Annotated in this window: 17 protein-coding genes; 11 read left to right on the forward strand and 6 right to left on the reverse strand. The window is 65.9% G+C overall.

Annotation, left to right across the window (positions count from 1 at the left end; genetic code table 11):
• The first annotated feature begins 118 nt into the window (after positions 1-118).
• Positions 119-949: an NUDIX hydrolase gene (locus tag XH92_RS13235; RefSeq protein ID WP_194459600.1), complete on the forward strand. Its 831-nt coding sequence runs from the start codon at positions 119-121 to the stop codon at positions 947-949.
• On the opposite strand, the gene XH92_RS13240 is transcribed toward XH92_RS13235, so the two are convergent.
• Complete coding sequence (locus tag XH92_RS13240; RefSeq protein ID WP_246788391.1) at positions 950-2,680, reverse strand: winged helix-turn-helix domain-containing protein; 1,731 nt, start codon at positions 2,678-2,680, stop codon at positions 950-952.
• A gap of 241 nt (positions 2,681-2,921) precedes the next feature.
• On the opposite strand from XH92_RS13240, the gene XH92_RS13245 reads away from it, so the two are divergent.
• The 3 genes from XH92_RS13245 to XH92_RS13255 all read left to right on the forward strand — a co-directional run bounded on the left by XH92_RS13245 (position 2,922) and on the right by XH92_RS13255 (position 4,643).
• Positions 2,922-3,227 (forward strand): nickel-binding protein, encoded by a 306-nt coding sequence (locus XH92_RS13245; RefSeq protein ID WP_194459602.1) that lies wholly within the window; start codon positions 2,922-2,924, stop codon positions 3,225-3,227.
• A 79-nt stretch (positions 3,228-3,306) separates the two neighbouring features.
• A complete protein-coding gene (locus XH92_RS13250) occupies positions 3,307-3,708 on the forward strand; it encodes a hypothetical protein (RefSeq protein ID WP_194459603.1) in 402 nt (133 codons plus the stop codon).
• Positions 3,709-3,815: 107 nt separating this feature from the next.
• Positions 3,816-4,643, forward strand: coding sequence for a class I SAM-dependent methyltransferase (locus tag XH92_RS13255; RefSeq protein ID WP_194459604.1), 828 nt, complete (start codon positions 3,816-3,818; stop codon positions 4,641-4,643).
• Between the two features lie 59 nt (positions 4,644-4,702).
• Here the strand turns inward: XH92_RS13255 and XH92_RS13260 are convergent, their stop codons facing one another.
• The 5 genes from XH92_RS13260 to XH92_RS13280 form a co-directional block, all read right to left on the reverse strand.
• Positions 4,703-6,244 (reverse strand): FecR domain-containing protein, encoded by a 1,542-nt coding sequence (locus XH92_RS13260; RefSeq protein ID WP_371818004.1) that lies wholly within the window; start codon positions 6,242-6,244, stop codon positions 4,703-4,705.
• Positions 6,245-6,402: 158 nt separating this feature from the next.
• Positions 6,403-6,729 (reverse strand): hypothetical protein, encoded by a 327-nt coding sequence (locus XH92_RS13265; RefSeq protein WP_246788392.1) that lies wholly within the window; start codon positions 6,727-6,729, stop codon positions 6,403-6,405.
• Between the two features lie 124 nt (positions 6,730-6,853).
• The gene (locus XH92_RS13270; RefSeq protein ID WP_194459605.1) at positions 6,854-7,501 is read right to left on the reverse strand and encodes an inner membrane-spanning protein YciB; all 648 of its coding nucleotides are present in this window, start codon (positions 7,499-7,501) and stop codon (positions 6,854-6,856) included.
• Between the two features lie 144 nt (positions 7,502-7,645).
• Positions 7,646-8,758: a helix-turn-helix domain-containing protein gene (locus XH92_RS13275; RefSeq protein ID WP_194459606.1), complete on the reverse strand. Its 1,113-nt coding sequence runs from the start codon at positions 8,756-8,758 to the stop codon at positions 7,646-7,648.
• 194 nt (positions 8,759-8,952) lie between these two features.
• Entirely contained in the window at positions 8,953-9,732 is a 780-nt protein-coding gene (locus XH92_RS13280) for a DUF2147 domain-containing protein (protein WP_194459607.1), read from the reverse strand.
• A 179-nt stretch (positions 9,733-9,911) separates the two neighbouring features.
• Between XH92_RS13280 and XH92_RS13285 the strand changes: the two genes are divergently transcribed.
• The 7 genes from XH92_RS13285 (at position 9,912) to XH92_RS13315 (ending at position 18,374) form a co-directional block, all read left to right on the forward strand.
• Positions 9,912-10,700: a DUF2147 domain-containing protein gene (locus XH92_RS13285; protein WP_194459608.1), complete on the forward strand. Its 789-nt coding sequence runs from the start codon at positions 9,912-9,914 to the stop codon at positions 10,698-10,700.
• 962 nt (positions 10,701-11,662) lie between these two features.
• On the forward strand, positions 11,663-12,880 hold the full coding sequence (locus XH92_RS13290) for an extensin family protein (RefSeq protein ID WP_194459609.1): 1,218 nt from the start codon (positions 11,663-11,665) through the stop codon (positions 12,878-12,880).
• Between the two features lie 161 nt (positions 12,881-13,041).
• On the forward strand, positions 13,042-13,374 hold the full coding sequence (locus XH92_RS13295; RefSeq protein ID WP_371818005.1) for a response regulator: 333 nt from the start codon (positions 13,042-13,044) through the stop codon (positions 13,372-13,374).
• 140 nt (positions 13,375-13,514) lie between these two features.
• Positions 13,515-13,709, forward strand: coding sequence for a hypothetical protein (locus tag XH92_RS13300; RefSeq protein ID WP_194459610.1), 195 nt, complete (start codon positions 13,515-13,517; stop codon positions 13,707-13,709).
• A gap of 91 nt (positions 13,710-13,800) precedes the next feature.
• The gene (locus XH92_RS13305; RefSeq protein WP_194459611.1) at positions 13,801-14,505 is read left to right on the forward strand and encodes an SDR family oxidoreductase; all 705 of its coding nucleotides are present in this window, start codon (positions 13,801-13,803) and stop codon (positions 14,503-14,505) included.
• Positions 14,506-14,627: 122 nt separating this feature from the next.
• Positions 14,628-15,509: a L,D-transpeptidase gene (locus tag XH92_RS13310; protein ID WP_194459612.1), complete on the forward strand. Its 882-nt coding sequence runs from the start codon at positions 14,628-14,630 to the stop codon at positions 15,507-15,509.
• Between the two features lie 192 nt (positions 15,510-15,701).
• Entirely contained in the window at positions 15,702-18,374 is a 2,673-nt protein-coding gene (locus XH92_RS13315) for an alpha/beta hydrolase fold domain-containing protein (RefSeq protein WP_194459613.1), read from the forward strand.
• Positions 18,375-18,420: the final 46 nt, after the last annotated feature.

Raw genomic sequence — 18,420 nt, forward strand, 5'->3', positions numbered from 1 at the left:
GTGTCATTGTTTGAGCATGATGTGCTCGGAAAACCGGTTTCCACTTTCCCGGATCATGCTTTAGAATGCCTGCGATCGTCGTGCGACGATCCTAAATCGCAAACCTGATGGACACGAGATGGCGCGGACGCCTGTTCTGGCGGCGGGAGGCATTGTGCTGCGGCGGGAGTCACCGCCGCGCTTTGCCGTCGTGCGCCTGCGCAAGCGCAATGAGTGGGTATTGCCGAAGGGCAAGCTCGACGACGGCGAGACGCCGCGCGACGCTGCAGAGCGCGAGGTGCTGGAGGAAACCGGCCACGACGTCGAGGTGCATGAGTTCTTGGGCACGCTGGTCTATGATTCAGGCGGCCGCTCGAAGGTGGTGCATTACTGGCGCATGGATGCCGGCGGCAAGCCGGTCCGCGCCTTGATGAGCGACATCAGGGAAGTCGACTGGCTGCCGCTCGATGCGGCGCTCGACCGTCTGTCGCGCGGCTATGAGCGTGCGTTCCTGGAAAATGTCGGCCCGATCGCGTTGCAGGCCGCGGCGAATGCCGAGCGCGAGCGGCGCGCGCGGTTGCGGGTTGCAGCCGCGGAGCGGCGGCGGGCGCGGCTCGCTGAAGTGCCCGTGGTCGATATGCCTGCGCCGGTGGTCGCTGAAGCACTCGTGGTCACTGAAGCGCCGATGATCATTGACGCGCCGGCGGCCGTCGAGCTGCCGGTCCTCGCTGAGCAACCTGACATCGCCGAGACGCCGGCGGCAGATGCCGAACCGGCTCAGCCGGCCGTGATGCCAGAACGCAGCGCTGCGGACGCCGGAGAGCGGGTCGAGACGGAGCTTGCCGCCGAGGCATCCGAAGTGCCGACGTCATCTACGCGCGAGATCGCGCCGGTTGCTGCGACCGTTCCGCCCACGCCGAGGAAGAACCTGATCGACCGCGTGCGCGATTGGCTGCGCCGCGCGGCCTGATCACCGGCCGATGCCTTGACGTCGGACGGCTGGCTGCCAGCCGTCGATGTCATGCTGCAACGCCAGGCAGTCGGCGCGGAGCTTGGGCGAGCCCAGTTCACGTGCCACGAGCTGGGCCGCATGCACCTCGGCCATGGCGCCGCGCGTGTCGCCATGCTCCAGCTGGAGGCGGGCGATCTGCAGCCTCAGCCGCACGATCTGGACCCGCCCGTCGATACTCGACCAGAGCTGGCGGGCGAGGTGGAGATGCCGCATCGCGGCCTCGTGATCCTGTCGGGACAAAGCGAGCATCGCCTGCGCTTCGTTGGTGAGCGCGCGGATTGAGGGCATCGGCCAACGATCCGGACTACCGGAAAGTTCGCAGATCAAAGCCTTGGCCCGGCCAGCCCGATGCGTGCGGGCCGCAACCAACGCCAGATGCGCGAGCAGGATTCCCCGGCGCTGCAATGTCCACCAGGACTTGCCGATCAAGCTCCGCTCGAGGCTCGCGTAGGCGGCTTCCGCTTCGCCTCTCGCGAGCAGCAACATGGCGCGGCCCGGCTCCGGGCACCAACCCATGGTGTAAGCCCTGTCGTAGGCTTCGAGCGCGGCGTCGTCATTGCCGATCGCCGATAGAATGTCACCCAGCACCCGGTTGGCATCGCCCATCGACCATGGCGCATCGCTGGTCAGGCGCGCGAGCGCGTCCTGGATGCGAGCCAGCGCTTCGTCGAGCGAGCCCCTGATGCCGAGCACCTCGGAGCGATGCAGCTGGCATGAACCCGTCAGCTCCATGCCGCTGCCCGAACAGAAATTCTGATAGCTCCGGGTCCACTGGTCGGCCCGTGCCCAATCTCCGAACATCCGGGCCGCCCAGAGAATATTGCAGTAGAGGCTGCCGCCCATGATCGGGTCGAGGTTGTTGCTGGACAGCGCGACCGCGGCGGCATGGTCCTGATCGGCCAGTCCTCCATGCGTATCGCCGAGGCACAGCCGATAGAAGCCGCGATAGGCCAGGCTCAGCGCCTCGACGTTGACCGCATCCTTGAACTTGACGGCAGAGTAGGCCGCGTCGGCCAGCGCGAGTGCCTGTTCCGGCTCGCCATCGAAGGCGGCCAGTTTCGACTTCATCCATAACAGCAGGGCCGTCGTCGGAGCATCGTCGAGCCTCGAGGCCCAATCTTCCGCACGCGCGAGCCAGCCCTTTCCGATCGCGGCCTGACCGCTCTCGAAATGCAGGCCCGAGAGGGCGATTGCGTCGACCGCTGCCCCGACAGCGTCGCCCGCTTTGCTCCTTGCGGCGACCGCGCGAACCAGAATCGGGATGGCTGCAGCGGCCCTGCCGAGGCATTGCAGCGCAAGCGCCCAATCGTGCAGGTCTTCGGCGCTGAGCCGGCCGTCTCGGTCGGCGCTTTCAAACAGGGTTGCCGCCTGCAGCCACAATTGTCCGGCGGATGCGCGCCGGGCAAGACCGATTGCTCCGATTGCACCGACGGAGGCATCGGCTTGCTTCTGGTCAGCGCGTTCCGGCTGCCTGATCTCGGAATCGAGGAAGAATCGATATCCCTTGCCGGGCAGATTCCGGATCGCTCCGTCCATGCCACCCTTGCGCAGCGCGGCGCGCAGCGAACTCACGGCACGCTGCAGCGAGTTGTCGGTGACCGTGACATCCGGCCAGACGGCTTCAAGCAGCTCTTCCTTGGAGATGACCCGATCGCGGTGGTGGACAAGGTAGACCAGCAGATCGAACACACGCGGCTGCAAAGCGATTTCTTGCCGCGCGCACAGCAGTACGCGTCCAGCTTCATCAAGCTCGAACAGTCCAAATGAGAATGCCATGTGTATGTGTTCGGCGCCGGCGGAAAAGGTTCAGGCAAAGATCAGACAATGATCAGCCCGCGGTAAGGACAGTTGGCGTTGACGGTGTTTATAGCTGACCATGGCCGCGATCCCCGCAGCCTGCCGTTCAACCGTCGCAACCGAGGAGATTTCGATGGAACTCTATGTCATTCGCCGTCCGAGCGCCTGGGCAAACATGGGCGAGCTGGAACTCGCGGGCGCAACCTCCGCCAGGATCGGCGACGAGCAGATGCCGGACCGCGTCCGTTGGATCCGCAGCTATGTCGTGCATGAGGCAGATGGTCGCATTGGCACTTTCTGCATCTACGAGGCGCGCGACGGCGACTCGATCCGGGAGCATGCGCGCTGTGTCGGCATGCCGGGCGAGGAATTCTACAAAGTCGCGACCACCGTGGTGGTGCGTGGTGATCCCGTCCAGCCGCCCATTGCAGCCGAGTGACGCCGACGGGGCGTCGCATGGCGCATTCGGGCCAATCGATGATCCCGGGCGCCATCTCTATTCGATCAAGGAAACGATGATGTCGATTTCATTCATGGAGTATTTGTCCAATCCGGCGCGAAGGCATTTTTCCGTTCTGCTCTTGCGCATCCGCCGGATCGTCAATCAGTCGGTCGCAGGAATGCTCGCGCGGCGTGAACGGCAAGCCAGTCGCTTGATGCCCCGCGAGAGCCGGCAGTCGAAGGGGGCCGGCATCCGCTGCTCCCGGCCGATCATTCGAAGCGCACTGCTCGGGTTTGTGATCGCAGGCTTGTCTTCACCTGTGTTCACCAGGGCGGAAGGGCCCATCGCTCAGGGGTATCGTGCAGCTCAAGCGCAGCAGGCCGTTTGGCCTCAGCGCAAGCACGGCTGCAGGCAGCGTTCGGATTGGAACATCGTTGCCGCATCTCGCATCCCGGTCCTTCTCGACCGTCGCAGCTAGCTCGCAGCACATTGAAGTTATTGCACGCCGATTTAGCGCAACCGCGGACTTGCGGCGAAGCCAGCGGCCTCGCCGTCAGCCGCACGACATATTCAAAGGAGATTCACATGAACGTGCAGACCGAAATGCCCACCGTCGATCTCGCCGCCGTCAAGGCGCGCCAGCAAGCTACCTGGAGCTCGGGCGACTACGCGATCGTCGGAACCACGCTTCAGATTGTCGGCGAAACGCTCTGCGAGGCCGTCGACCTGCGCAGCAATCAAATGGTGCTCGACGTCGCCGCCGGCAATGGCAACGCGACGCTGGCCGCGGCGCGGCGCTTTGCCGACGTGGTCTCGACCGATTACGTCGGAGCCCTGCTCGAACGCGGCCGCGAGCGGGCGGCTGCCGAACGGCTGCCTATCACGTTCCAGGAGGCGGACGCGGAGAAGCTGCCGTTCGCCGACGCGAGCTTCGACGTCGTGCTGTCGACATTCGGCGTGATGTTCACCGCCGACCAGCAGCAGGCGGCGAACGAACTGCGCCGCGTCTGTCGCACCGGCGGCAAGATCGGCCTTGCGAGCTGGACGCCGGAGGGGTTCATCGGCAAGGTCTTCAAGACCATCGGCAAATATGTGCCGCCGGCGCCGGGCGTGAAATCTCCCGCGCTCTGGGGCACCGAGGCGCATCTCGCGGCGCTGTTCGGCCCGCAGGTCGCGGTTGCTGCCACGCGCAGGCACTTCAATTTCCGCTACAGGTCGCGCGAGCATTTCCTCGAGATATTCCGCACCTATTACGGTCCGGTGCTGAAAGCCTTCGGGGCGATCGATGCCGTCCAGCAGCAATTGCTCGTCGCCGACCTGTTCCGCCTGATGGACCAGTTCAATGTCGCCAGGGATGGCACGCTGGTCGTCCCCAGCGAATATCTGGAAGCCGTGATCACCAGGCAGCGCTGATCTGCCGTTCGCAGTTCGGAAAGTGGCGCCGGCGCTTGTCGCCGGTGCCACTTCGCGCGTTACTGGCGCTTGTTCTTGGGCGGCGGCTTCGCGGCGCGCGGCGGCGGTGCGCGTCGTTGCTGGAAGCCGGGACGTGCCTGCGCGGCGGGCCGTTGCATGCCCGGATGCGTGCCCGGTGCGGCTTGCTGAATGCCGGGCCGCGCCTGGCCGGGTGCCGGCGGCACCGGCTGCGCCGTGCCCTGTCGCGGCACGCCCGGTTGACCGGGCTGTCCGGGCTGGCGCGCGCCGCCCGGCACCTGTGAGCGACCGGGCTGCAGCCCGCCTTGACGTGCAGGCGGTTGTTGTCCGCCGGGCTGCGTCGCGCCGCCTTGACGCGCGGGCTGTCCCGCAGGCTGCTGTCCGGCCGGCGTCTGGACGCCCGGCGCGTGCGGCAGTGTCGTGCCGCCGGGTTGGCCGGGCAGTGCGTGCTGTGCGCCGCCTTGCTGCTGCGTGCCCGGCTGCTGCTGCGAGCCCTGCCGGCCGGGTGTGCCTGGTTGCGTGCCAGGCTGCTGCGGCTGGCCCGGACGGTTTTGCTGACCGGGTTGCTGCTGGCCCGGACGGTTCTGCTGACCCGGTTGTTGCGGGGCGTTGCGGTTCTGGCCCGGCAGGCCGTTCTGGCGCTGCGGGTTCGGCTGCACCGGCTGGCCGCGATTCGGATAAGGCGCGGCCGGATTGGCCCTGCGGAAGTCGGGATTGGCGCGGCGGAAGTCACGCTGCTCGGTCACGACCTGGCGGCCCAGCGTTTGCGCGGAATGCACCGCGCGCACGAAACCCTGGTCGCGCGTCATCTGCTGTGGCGAGATCGTCAGCGGCACCGCGGCGAAGCGGGCGCCGCCGGTGCCGGGACGAATCGCAAAGCCGCTCGCCCCGCGCGTCAGCACGCCGAGCGAGGTGCCGCTGCGATCGTTGACCTCGATGCGGCCGACATGTCCGTCGGCGTCGGGATAGAGCTTGATGCCGACATTGTTGCTGGTCGCGGTCGCGCCTTCGGGCACCTCGACAAGGCCGGTGGTGCCGCGGATGCCGAGCGTCGCGGTCGGCGTCGATATCTTCATGTCGCCGGTTTTTGCCACCGCGGCGGCGACGAAGGCCGCCGTTCCCTTGGCGACGTTGAACAGCGCGCTGTTTTGCTGGCCGCCATCCTCATAGACGTAATTGTCGATCGTGATCTTCGCATTGGCGCGCAGGTTGAAGGTGGTGCCGTCGTTGAAGGTGATGCCGAGCGAGGAGGTCGCGGACGTGGCGACCTCGTCATTGGCAAAGATGTCGTCGCGGATCTGCAGCGGCGTCGTGGTGTTGTTGCGCGTGACGGTCGCGGTTCCCGTCAGCGTCGCGACGTTGCCGATCGGCTCGGGCGCTGCGGCCTGCGATGCGACAGTCGGAGCAGTCGGGGTAGGCGCCGGTGTTGACGGCGTCGCACTGGGCGCCGGGGCGGCCGAAGGCGCCGGTGCAGGTTGCGCCTGCGCGAGCTGGGTCAGCTCCGGCGCCGCATTGGCCGTTGCATGCCAACCGATCGTGACGCCGGCACCAAGCAGAAGCGCATAAAGGAAGGCGCGGCGCATCACCATCGATTCCCGGGAGGCATTGGGGACCGGCAATTGAGCCGCGTCTGGCTGAACGCCGAATGAACGGTCCTGCCTTGTTGTCATGGCGGACCAGAACGATCAAGCACCGCGCTCCGTTGCCCGAAGCGCGGTGCCTGGTCGCTGTTGGGTTTTGGTTAGCCGCGCTTGTGAGGAGTGATGTTGAGTGGCTTCGCCGGCCTGGCCGCAGGAGCATAGTTCGCGGGCTGCGCGGTCGTCGCCGGGGGCACATAGTGGAACACTGCCTTGCAGCCGTCGCTGAGCAGCGCGCGCTGCCGGACCATGCAGGCGGTGACGCGATCGACGTCGGGGATTTCCGAGCTGCACAACCGCATCGCGTCGCCGGTGCACATTTGCTGCTGCTCGTCGGTGTAGGCATAGGACGCCGAGGTCAACAGACCGAGCGCGAACGCGGTTGCCGCCAGCAGTTTGCAGTGACGAAGCGTGGAAGCGGTGAAAGCCATCTTGTCCCCCTTGTGGTGAGCGCGCCGTTGCAGCGCGTCGTCGGGGTCATCACTACGGAGGCTCGGTTTCGGCAGTTCTTCGTTCGCAGGGTAAAATGGTTTCGTCGCGCACCGGTTTGTTTCGTTAACCACTCGCGGACGGGGTGAGATCCGCCGTCACGGCACCGCGGGCCGCCGGCGCGCCCTCGAGCGCGAGCACGGCTTCGCGCTGGGCTTCGGGCATGGCGCGGATGCGGCGCCGGGCGATGAGCCGAAGCGCGACAAAGCCGCCGAGGAACACTACGATCTTGCTGACGATGCCGAAAATCGGCATCACAACAGCCCATGTCGTGATCTCGCAGGTCAGCGCGACGAAGGCGTTCACCGCGGCGGAGACGAACATCAGCCCCGACCAGACGTAGCCGACTTTGACGGCGACGTCGGGCACAACTTTCTGTGCGATCGCGGGCAGGTAGCGGTTCAGCCAGCCGGGCTTCAGCATCACGACGCCGACGATTGCGTAGATCACGCTCGGCTTGAACAGTACGAAGCGCGGGTCATGCGTCAGCAGCGTCGCGGTGCCGGCGGTGACGACCAGGAACAGGCTCAGCCATTCCATGGTGTCGATCCGCTTCCCGCGCACCATCTGGATGCCGATCTGCACGACGCCGAATGCGATGCCGAAGCCGACCGAGAGCGCGGTGTCGTGCGTCAGCAGGAACAGAACAAGAAAGACGAGGGTCGACGCCAGGTCGAGGGCCAGCAGCCTTGCCGCGGTGAAAAAATGCCTCATCGGTCGTTGCGCTCCGCTTGCCGGGTCAGGTTGCCGTTTCACGTCGTCGTGTCACGCTCTGGCGCGACGAGCGCCCGAGTCGACACAGCTAGGCAGATTGTGCGGTTGCAGGCCTATCGAATTCTGAAATCGAGGAGCGAATTGTCAGTTTGAACCGGCGATTTCCGCCTTATCCGCCGCGTTCTTGCCGACAATCGCCTGCCGGCGAAACTCGGTCGGCGTCAGCCCGGTGTCCGCCTTGAAGGCACGGTTGAACGGCGCCAGCGACTGGAACCCGGCATCGAGCGCAATCGTCAGCACCGGCACCTCGGCCTGGCCGGCATCGGCGAGCGCCGCCTTGGCTTCGTCGAGCCGATAGCGGTTGAGGAAGGCGTTGAAGTTGCGGTGACCGAGCCCGTCATTGATCAGCGCCCGCAGCCGGTATTCCGGCATGCCGAGCTTGACCGCGAGCACGCCGATAGTCAGCCCCTCCTGCCGATAGGTCCGCTCGGTCGCCATCAGATGCTTGAGGTGATTGAGCGCGGCCTGGCTCGAGGCAGGCGGACCGGCATTGGCGATCGAACGCGCGACCCGCGCGGCTTGGCCACTGGCCGCGCCCGCACCGGCAACCGCCGGCTGGTTTTCGGGCGGATCGAACAGCATCATCCAGATCGAGGTCAGCGCGAATGCGCCAAGGGCGAGCGCGGCGCTGAGGCTGATCGACCGGGTCGGAATCGCGGCGAGCCCGGCCGCCGCGGCGAACATCATCTGAAGGCCGATGCCGATCAGCAGCGCGACCAGGATCCGGCCGCGCGCCGTCGTCACGGCGGTGCGCCATCCCTTCCGAATTTGTGCGATCCCGAGCACGGCGAAGGCGATCGTCGCCAGGGCCAGGGCGCGGCCGCACGGCCGCGCGAGATCGGGCCAGATGGTCCAGCAATTGTGGCTTACGACGCCAAGACCGGCGAGCAGCGTCCACACCGCCGCGTGCCACGGCCGCAGCGTAAACCGCTCGTCGAACATCGCGCGCGCCCACAGCCAGAAAATCACCGGCGAGCCCATGGCGAAGGCGATGAATGGAGAGCTCCAGCCGAATGACGATGCGGGAAAGAAGGGCGCGGTCGAAACCGCATAGGCCGCGCCGGCCACGCCCATTGCGGCACCGAGATGCGCGGCGCGATGCACCGCCGAGTAGCGCAGCAGCAGCACCGCGCAAACCACCAGGAACAACGCCACCACCGCGCCCCGAAGGCCGAGTTCAAGAGCCGTCATCGCCATCGCAAGCCGCCTGCAGGTTCAACCGAGCTCGACATTGCGATTCTTATAGCGCGTCCGGCGATCGACATGAAGCGACCGGCGGACCGGCAATCAACTGGACACCGCCCCATGCACAAACTCGGTGTCGTCCCCGAAAGCAGGGACGACAGTTGTGATGAGGTACGCCAACCGGTTCGTTCTCGGAGGTCGATGTCCTAGCTGATCCGCTTCCAGGTCTGGCCGCCGCAGAACATGCCGCCGAAGGCGCAGCCCTGCACGCGCATCGCGTTCGGACCCTTCATCGCGATCGTCGAGTCGTAGTTGCGGCCGGAGTCGGGATCGTGGATGCGGCCGCTCCACTTGCTGCCGTCGGGCTTCATGTTGATCAGGATGCGTTCGTTGGTCTTCTCGGAATAGCCGCACAGATTGGCGCCGCAGGCCTCGACCCGGACGTTGCCCTTGTTCTCCTCGGTGGCCCAGACGCCGATCGGTCCGGTCGCCGGAGCCGGTGCTGAGGCAACAGGAGCGGCTTGCGGCTGCGGCGCAGGCTGTGCGGCGACCGGGGCTGGTGCAGGTGCAGCGGGCGCGGCGTCAACCGGCGCGGGGGCAGCCGTTGCAACCGGTGCCGGCGGCGCAGGGGGCGGAGGCGGCGGCGGAACAGTGGCAGCGGTCGGCGCGGCCGGCTGCGGCGCGGCGGCTTGAACCGGCGCAAGTGAAGGTGCAGGTGCGGGCGCCGGGGGGCGTGCGGATGGCGGCGAGCTCGACGACGTGACATCGTCATCATCGTCGGACTTCGAGCCGAGATTCTTGCTGATGCCGCCGATCGTGCCGTTGTAGCCCGGCGCCGAGATGCGGATGCAGGACAGCGCGCTGCAATTGCGCGGCGCCTCGACATGGATGCGCTGGCCGTCGATCTGGAAGGTGATGCCGGTGCCGCCGGCATGCGCCGATGTGGTGGCCATCAGCAGCGCGGCGATCGCAACGAGCTTCTTCATCTTGGGTCTCCATGGCGTTGAGCGGGGGTGCATTGGTGCGGACGCTACGCGCCGCCGACTTCTGTTTCCGTGATGCACATCACGTTGCCGGGGCGGACCGAATGGCTCGCCACGGTGACGGAGATCACTGCGCCGTGAGCGTCGTGCTCGTAGCGTCATCGGATGTCTTGGAGGCTTCCATGAAGCGCATCTGCCTATTCATCGCGCTGATGCTGTTCACGCCGCTCGTCCATGCCGGCGAGGGCATCTCGTTCTCGATTGGCGGCCACCGCGTCCATCTCGAATCGACTCGCTGCCGCGCGCTGTCCTGCGTCTCGGTGTCGGGCGCGTCGAGCCGCGAAAACGGCGGTGACGATGGTCGGGCGATCAAGCCGGTGCCTGCGCCTGTGCCGGCACCGCCTCCCGCGCCGCCGCCGGTCATTGTCTACAAGCCCGCCCCGGTCGTGCCCGCTGCCGCCGCTCCGCCGCCGTCAGTGCCGCCACCGTCGCGCGTGATAACGCCCCAGCCACCGCCGGTCGTGGCAGCGCCGCCTTCGCCGCCGGCCGCGGTGCCCGCAGTGCCCGCGCGTCCGGCGCCGCCGGTGGTGCGCGTCTTGCGCGACGCCGACGAGCCGGACGACGGTCCGGTCGGCGACTGGCAGACCGAAGCCGACAATCTGGTGCGCATCCGGCTCTGCGGCACGGCGCTGTGCGGCTATGTGCTCGACCGGACCACGCGCGATATCGGCGAGGCGGTGCTGATCAACATGAAGCCGAAGCAGGAGGCGCGCTGGAATGGCGGCGTCACCAGCCAGGACAGCGGCACCATCCGTTACGGTACGATGGAGTTGAAGGGGGCCGACAAGTTGCGGGTCTCTTCCTGTGCGCTCGGCCGCCTCTACTGCACCGCTGCCGACTGGGTCCGGGTCTCACACGCCCGACAGCGCGTGATCACGCAGGGGCAGCTTCGCGGCGAGCCGCGCTCCTGACCGCGGACGTGTCCAATTTGTAACCGGATGCCGTCGAACCGTTTGCCGCTTCTCGTGCGACCGATAGAGCGCAACGCTGTCTTCGCAAGCGCTGGAGGCATACATGAAGCGCCTGAGCCTGGTCGCGCTGCTTCTCGCCGGCAGCGTCGCCGCCGCCCACGCCGACACGACATCTACACCAACATGTCAAAACAGAAGCGCGCGACGATGCGCTGCATGCCGACGCTGCGGCAATACAAGAACTGGAGGTGATGGTGAGGCGCTCTCTGGCCCGTCATCCCCGCACAAAGAGAAAACAAAACGCCCGGCGGGGGCGGCCGCCGGGCGCTGAACTCAAGGCCTGTCGAATGCTTCAGAACACGCCGAGAATGATGGCGCCGACAAAGGCTAACGCGATGTACGCGGCCACAATGCTCAGCTTGCTCAGCAGAGGACTCGCGAAATCCATTGGGAAGCTCCCTTGGTTCACAACGGTGCCCACATTAACGCAAAAGCTAGCAAGTGGTTCCCGCCCGAAAAAGTCAGCCTTGCTGCCAAGCTCGCTGTTTCCATTCGATGCCGCATTGCGATGCGAGGCTCAAACAGGCGCCGAATCAAGGCGTTGAAGCGCCCACAAATATATTCCGCGGCGTTACCGGTTCCGGACGCGCGGCCGGTGCCGGATATCGTCCGTCAGGTCTCAGTTAGATTGTGGTGCTCGTAGAAGCAATCTAAAGATGAGTGACGATCTCGGGCACGGGATGTCGAACCTCAATATACTCGCGATCACAACAGCGCGGCCGCGATCACCTCGCGCCGTTGTGTCGTGATGCCAAGCATTAGCGATCGTCGGTGACACAACGAGATCGATGCGACAGCGCGCGCTGCCACGCCGGGTTCCATCGCATGGTTAAAGACGCCTGAAATCAAACAGTCGAAATGCGTTGAAGAGTCTTTAATCAAATTCGCAGAACCTCCGCGCCATGACGCGTGGAGTTCGTTTGTATCTCGTCGGCTCCCTTGTCCTTGTGTCGCTTGCTGGTTGCGGCCGCGGTCTGTTTCAGACTGCCGAGCGCGAACCGTGGCGGGCCGAGGCCGAGGCCGCTTGCCTGAAATCCGGCGCGGTCAAGGAAGGACCGGACCTCGTCCGCATCGATCCGATCTCGGGCCCCGGCGTTTGCGGCGCCGAGTTTCCGCTCAAGGTCGCCGCGCTCGGCGAAGCCAGTTCGGCTTACGGATTTGCCGACGACAGCCTGCGTCCACCGGCTTCGGTCGGCAACCAGCCGCGGTGGCCGATCAATCGGCAGCCGAGCCCGCCGCCGGCGCAGGCGCCATACTCCGAACAGGCCGTCGGCCAGCCGACCTATGGCAGCCAGCCGAACGGACCGGTGTCGCTGTCGGCGCCCGGCGTCCCGGCGCAGCAGGGCGAGATCGACCTGCCGCCGGACGGCGCGCCCGACGCAAGCGGCGAGCGACCCTATTATCCGGGCCTGCCCGGCAATCCGCAGCGCGAAGGCGCGGCCGCGCCACACTCACCTGCGCCGTATTCCCAGCAGCCGCCCGGCGCTGCACCGCCGCCGCGGCTCGGCCCGTCGGGCGGCAATCCGGTGCTGACGGTCGGTCCGGTTGCAGTGAAGCCCGCCGCAACGCTGGCGTGTCCAATCGTCTCGGTGCTGGAGCACTGGCTCGCCGATTCCGTGCAGCCGGCGGCGCAGCGCTGGTTCGGCGCGCGCGTCGTCGAGATCAAGCAGATCTCGGCCTATTCCTGCCGCGGCATGAACGGCAATTCGCACGCACATATTTCCGAGCACGCCTTCGGCAATGCGCTCGATATCGCAGCCTTCACGCTCGCCGACGGTCGCCGCATCTCGGTGAAGGATGGCTGGAAGGGACTGCCGGAAGAGCAGGGCTTCCTGCGCGATGTCCAGGCCGCTGCCTGCCAGCAATTCACCACGGTGCTGGCGCCGGGTTCCAACGTCTATCACTACGACCACATCCATGTGGATCTGATGCGCCGGGCCAGCCGGCGGCTGATCTGCCAGCCCGCTGCCGTCTCCGGCGAAGAGGTTGCCGCGCGTGCCGGCGGCCGTAGCCCCTATGCAGCGCGCGAACCTTATGTCACAGGATCGCTTGGCGGCAGAAAGCCGGCCCCGCGGGGTAAGGCGGGGGTCAACGAAGAAGACGAATTCGCCGACGAATAGGACGCGTCTGGTACCCGTATTTTTACTGGGGATGCCGTGCAAACGGTAGCCACTATTTGCTGCATATGCTCGCGGAGCCGGCGCACCCGGCTGATTTCTGGGGGATAGCTTTGCAAGACGTGCCGATCATTCTCGTCATCGAAGACGATCGTGATCTTCAGATGATGGTAGAGGACGCCCTGAGGGACGGCGGCTATGAGCCGGCGATCGCAGGCTCGGGCGAGGAAGCCCTGACGCTGCTGAAGGCGTTCCGCACCAAATACAGTGCACTGGTCACCGACATCCGCCTGCTCGGCCGGCTCGACGGCTGGCGTGTGGCGCGCGGCGCCCGCGAGATCGATCCGTCTTTCCCGGTGCTCTACATCACCGGCGGCGGCGGCGACGAATGGCCGACCCGGGGCGTGCCGGACAGCGTGCTGCTCAACAAGCCGTTCTCGCCCGACGAGCTGGTCGCGGCCGTGACCAAGCTGCTCAAGAACGGCGCGCCGGCTTGACGGCGGTTTCGAGCAGCCCGCCGCGTGTGGTGGGCCGTTGGCGGCAGGCGATTATTCCGTCTTTATAAAATCTCGAAGCAGACCTGCTCGAATTCCTACGCCCTCACACGCATCTTCGCCGCAACAGCCGGAGGACGAAGATGACGACATATCGCGCCTATATCGTCGGACCGCACAGCCGATCCATCGGCGTGGTCAACATGGATTGCGTCGATGACGATCAGGCCGTCATATCGGCGGGCCGTCTTGTCGACCGCCATGACATCGAACTGTGGCAGATGGACCGCCCGGTCGCGAGGTTCGACGCCGGTTCGAAGCAGGTGTTCCGGAAGTAGTGCGACATTGCGCGGTAGACCTGCTGTCGCGCCGCGCGATCCCTGATAAAAGAGCTTTCACCAGGTTCGTCATCAACAGGGATGCCAGGTCATGGCTTTGGAGAAGGTCGCACTCGTCACCGCAGGCGGCAGCGGCATGGGAGCGGCCGCGGCGCGGCGGCTTGCCGCAGACGGATTTCGCGTTGCGATCCTGTCGTCGTCAGGCAAGGGCGAAGCTCTCGCGGCCGAGCTCGGCGGCGTCGGCTTCACCGGCTCGAACCGTTCGAACGATGATCTGAAGCGCGCCGTCGACGGCGTGATGGCGCGCTGGGGCCGCATCGATGCGCTGGTCAACAGCGCCGGCCACGGCCCGCGCGCGCCGGTGCTCGAATTGACCGATGAGCAGTGGCACACCGGTCTCGACGTCTACCTGATGAATGTGATCCGCCCGGTGCGTCTGGTTGCGCCTCACATGCAGGCGCAGAAGTCGGGGGCGATCGTCAACATCTCCACCGCCTGGGCCTTCGAGCCGAGCGCGATGTTTCCGACCTCTGCGGTGTTCCGCGCCGGGCTCGCCGCGTTTACCAAACTGTTCACCGACAGCTACGCGGCCGACAATGTCCGCATGAACAACGTGCTGCCGGGCTGGATCGACAGCCTGCCGGGAACCGATGAGCGCCGCGATAGCGTGCCGATGAAGCGCTACGGCAAGGCGGAGGAGATCGCGGCGACCATCGCCTTCCTCGTCTCCGACGGCGCCGGCTACATCACCGGCCAGAACATCCGCGTCGATGGCGGCCTGATGCGGTCGATCTGAGGCTTTCACACTCGCCCCAGTTGGCGTTAACGACGCTGGGTGATTTCCCGCCTGAGCGAAATCGCTTCGAAGTTTGTTAAAATCTGCTGGGTACCTCCGGGCATAGCAATCCGGAGAAAGATATGGGTAAGCGGGCCAAACGTGGAAAGACAGAAGCGCTCGCATTACCGGTGACCGGAAGAGTGGCTGTTGGCGTCGTGGCCGCTGCCGCTTTGGGGTACGGCTTGCTGTCTCGCCCGGCGAACGTTCAACCGATACGCAAGCCGTCCGCGCAGCAAGCCCTGGCACCGTCAACGCCAGCTCACATATCAACTCCAGTTCGTGTATCAGCGTCGGCGCCGGCTCCAATCTCGGCCCCAGCTCCGGCTCCAGTCTCGGCGCCTGCGCCTCTGGTCGAACCGCCCAAAGCCGCTGATGGTCCCGGAAAATTTGTTCGGCAGGCGGTTGACTACGCCAGTCACCAGCCGCCGGGCACCGTCATCATCGATACCGGAAACACATTCCTTTATCTCGTCCTGAACGACAGCCAGGCGATGCGCTACGGCATCGGTGTTGGCCGCGAAGGTTTCACATGGTCCGGTGAACAGACCGTGGCCCGCAAGACAGAATGGCCGGATTGGCGCCCGCCTGCGGATATGCTTTTGCGTCAGCCTTATCTGCCGCGGTTCATGGCAGGCGGCCCCACCAATCCGCTCGGCGCTCGGGCGATGTATCTGGGCGATACCGAATATAGAATTCACGGCACCAACAAGCCCGATACGATCGGCAAGCGGGTTTCGTCCGGCTGCATCCGGCTGACCAACGACGACATCGTGGATCTTTATGCGCGGGTGAAAGTCGGAGCGAAGGTGATCGTGCTTCCGTCAACCTCCGCGCATCGACCATCCCAGGCGGCGCCCGACGCCGCCCTCCGATCGCCGGACCCGGCATCGCCGTCGAACCGGCCCTCGGCAACGAATGCCCAAATGCCGTCATCCGGACCGAAGATCGCCGAGGTCCAGTAATTCAGTTTCTCTTTCCTTAGTCTGCAACCGAGGACAAGCAGAGCGACAAGCCACTTGCGTCTACGCGCTGCGCGTCGCGCTCCAGACTGCACGCGTCACAATTGCGGCGACCTCAGATTGCGTTTGTCGTGATGACAAACTGAAAGCCCAGGGCTAGCCTTCCGTCAAATCAAAACATACGGGAGGAATGGCATGCCAGACGCAGCAGTTGCAGCACGCGCTTCGGACTCCACCCACGGCGGAACCACCCAGCAAGTCGACGTCGTAGTCGTCGGCGCCGGTTTCGCCGGTCTCTATCTGCTGCATCGATTGCGCAAGGCGGGCTTCTCGGCGGTTGCGCTCGAAGAGGGCGCTGATGTCGGCGGCACCTGGTACTGGAACCGGTATCCGGGCGCGCGTTGCGACATCCAGACCATCGACTACAGCTACACCTTCGATCCCGAGCTCGATCAGGCCTGGACCTGGTCGGAGAAATACGCGACCCAGCCGGAGATCCTGCGCTATCTCGGCTTCGTCGCCGATCGCTACGACCTTCGTCGCGACATCAGGTTCGGCACCAAAGTCACGCAGGCGACCTGGGATGATGCGACTTCGCGCTGGCTGATCTCGACCAACAACGGCGCCAAGGTCTCGTGCCGCTACTACATCATGGCGACCGGCTGCCTGTCGTCGCCGAAGCCGCCGGAGATCGACGGCGTCAAGGACTTCAAGGGCGAGATCTATTTCACCGGCCGTTGGCCGCACCAGGGCGTCGATCTCAAGGGCAAGCGCGTCGCCGTGATCGGCACTGGATCGTCGGGCATCCAGTCGATCCCGCTGATCGCCGAGCAGGCCGCGCAACTCACCGTGTTCCAGCGCACGCCGAACTTCGCATTGCCCGCCGGCAACGGTCCGGCGCCGGAAGATCGCAAGACGTTTTTCGAGAGCGACCGCGCGGCCTATCGCGACCAGGCGCGCTGGTCGATGGCCGGTGTGCCGTATCCGCAGCAGACCGTGGTGAGCTGGCAGTTGAGCGACGCCGAGCGCCGCGAGCGATTCGAGAAGGCATGGGCGGCGGGCGATCTCGTCCACATCCTGACCCAGCTCTGGGCCGATCAGGCCGTCGATGTCGACGGCAACAGGCTGGTCGCCGATTTGATCCGCGAGAAGATCGGCGCCGTGGTCAAGGATCCGGAGACGGCGGCGGCGCTCGCCCCGCACGATCATCCGTTCGGCGCCAAGCGGCCCTGCCTCGATACCAATTACTACGCGACCTACAACCGGCCGAACGTCACGCTGGTCAATCTGCGGCAGGAGTCGATCAAGGCGATCACCGCCAGCGGCATCTCGACCAGCGGGCGCAGCTTCGACGTCGACGTCATCGTGTTTGCCACCGGCTTCGACGCGATGACCGGCGCGATCATGGCGGTACATCCGATCTCCGGCCGCGGCGGCAAGTCGCTGTCGGACGTCTGGGCGCACGGACCGCAGACCTATCTCGGCGTCACCGTCGCGGGCTTCCCCAATCTGTTCATGATCACCGGTCCCGGCAGCCCGTCGGTGCTGTCGAACATGGCGGTCTCGATCGAGCAGCATGTCGACTGGGTGGTCGACCGCATCGCCGCGCTGCGCGACGCCGGCTTCACCACGATGGAAGCAACCGAGACCGCACAGGCCGGCTGGGAACGCCACATGGCCGACTGCGCGACGCTGACGCTGCACCGGCTCGCCAACACCTGGTACACGGGCGCCAACGTGCCCGGCAAGCCGCAGGGCGTGATGCCCTATACCGGCGGCGTCGGTCCCTATCGCAGCATCTGCAATGAGGTGGTCGGCCGCGGCATGCTCGGCTTCAAGCTCACTGGTCCCGGCGTTGCCGAGCAGTGCAATGACGGCGAGGTGGTGCGTTTGCAGCCGGATGTGCGGCTGGTGCTCGGCATGCTGGCAGAGATGAACCTGCCGCCGATCGAGACGATGGGCGCGCAGGGCGCACGCGACTTCCTGACCGAGTTCAACAAGGGCCGTCCTTTCGGCCGGCCGGTCGGCGAGGTCGGCAGCGGCGTGCTGCAGGGCGCGGATGGTCCGCTGCCATACAAGCTGTATCGCCCGGCGACGCCGGGGCCGCACCCGATCGTGGTGTATTTCCACGGTGGCGGCTGGGTGCTCGGCGACGAGCTGTCGGACGATCCGTTCTGCCGCGATCTGTGCCGCCGCACCGGCATGATCATCGTCAGCGTCGGCTATCGCCACGCGCCGGAGCATCGCTTCCCGGCGGCGGCCGAGGACGGCTATGCGGCGACGCGCTGGATCGCAGCCCACACTGCCGAGCTCGGCGGCAGGGGAGGGCCGGTGCTGGTCGCGGGATGGAGCGCCGGCGGCAACATCGCGGCGGTGACCTGCCAGCTCGCGCGCGATCGCGGCGGGCCCGAGATCGCAGGCCAGCTCCTGATCTGCCCGGTCACCGATTCCTCGTTCGATCGGCAGTCCTATGTCGACAATGCGGCCGGCTACTTCCTGACCCGCGGGTTGATGTTCTGGTTCTGGGACCTGTACTGCTCGCCGGCCGACCGCACCGATCCGCGCGTCGCGCCGCTGCGCGGCAAGCTCGAAGGCCTGCCGCCGGCGTTCATCGCGACCGCAGAGTTCGATCCGCTGCGCGACGAGGGCAATGCCTATGGCGACGCCCTCGCGAAAGCCGGCGTCAAGGTCGAGCAGCTCAAGGGCAATGGCCACTTCCACTCGTCGTTCGTGATGGTCGACGTCATCATCACGGCCGTCGCCGGCCGCGCGAAGATGGCGAAGGCACTAAGGCGTTTCGCCGGATTGCCAGAGGAGCTGGAGCAGGACAACGTCGCCGCGCCGCAGGTCAACGCCGCGGCGAATTAGGGCACGATCCGGAAAAGTGCGAAGCGGTTTTCCGAAGGGATCATGC

Origin of the sequence: Bradyrhizobium sp. CCBAU 53421 (genome assembly GCF_015291625.1) — a bacterium.
Taxonomy (GTDB): domain Bacteria; phylum Pseudomonadota; class Alphaproteobacteria; order Rhizobiales; family Xanthobacteraceae; genus Bradyrhizobium.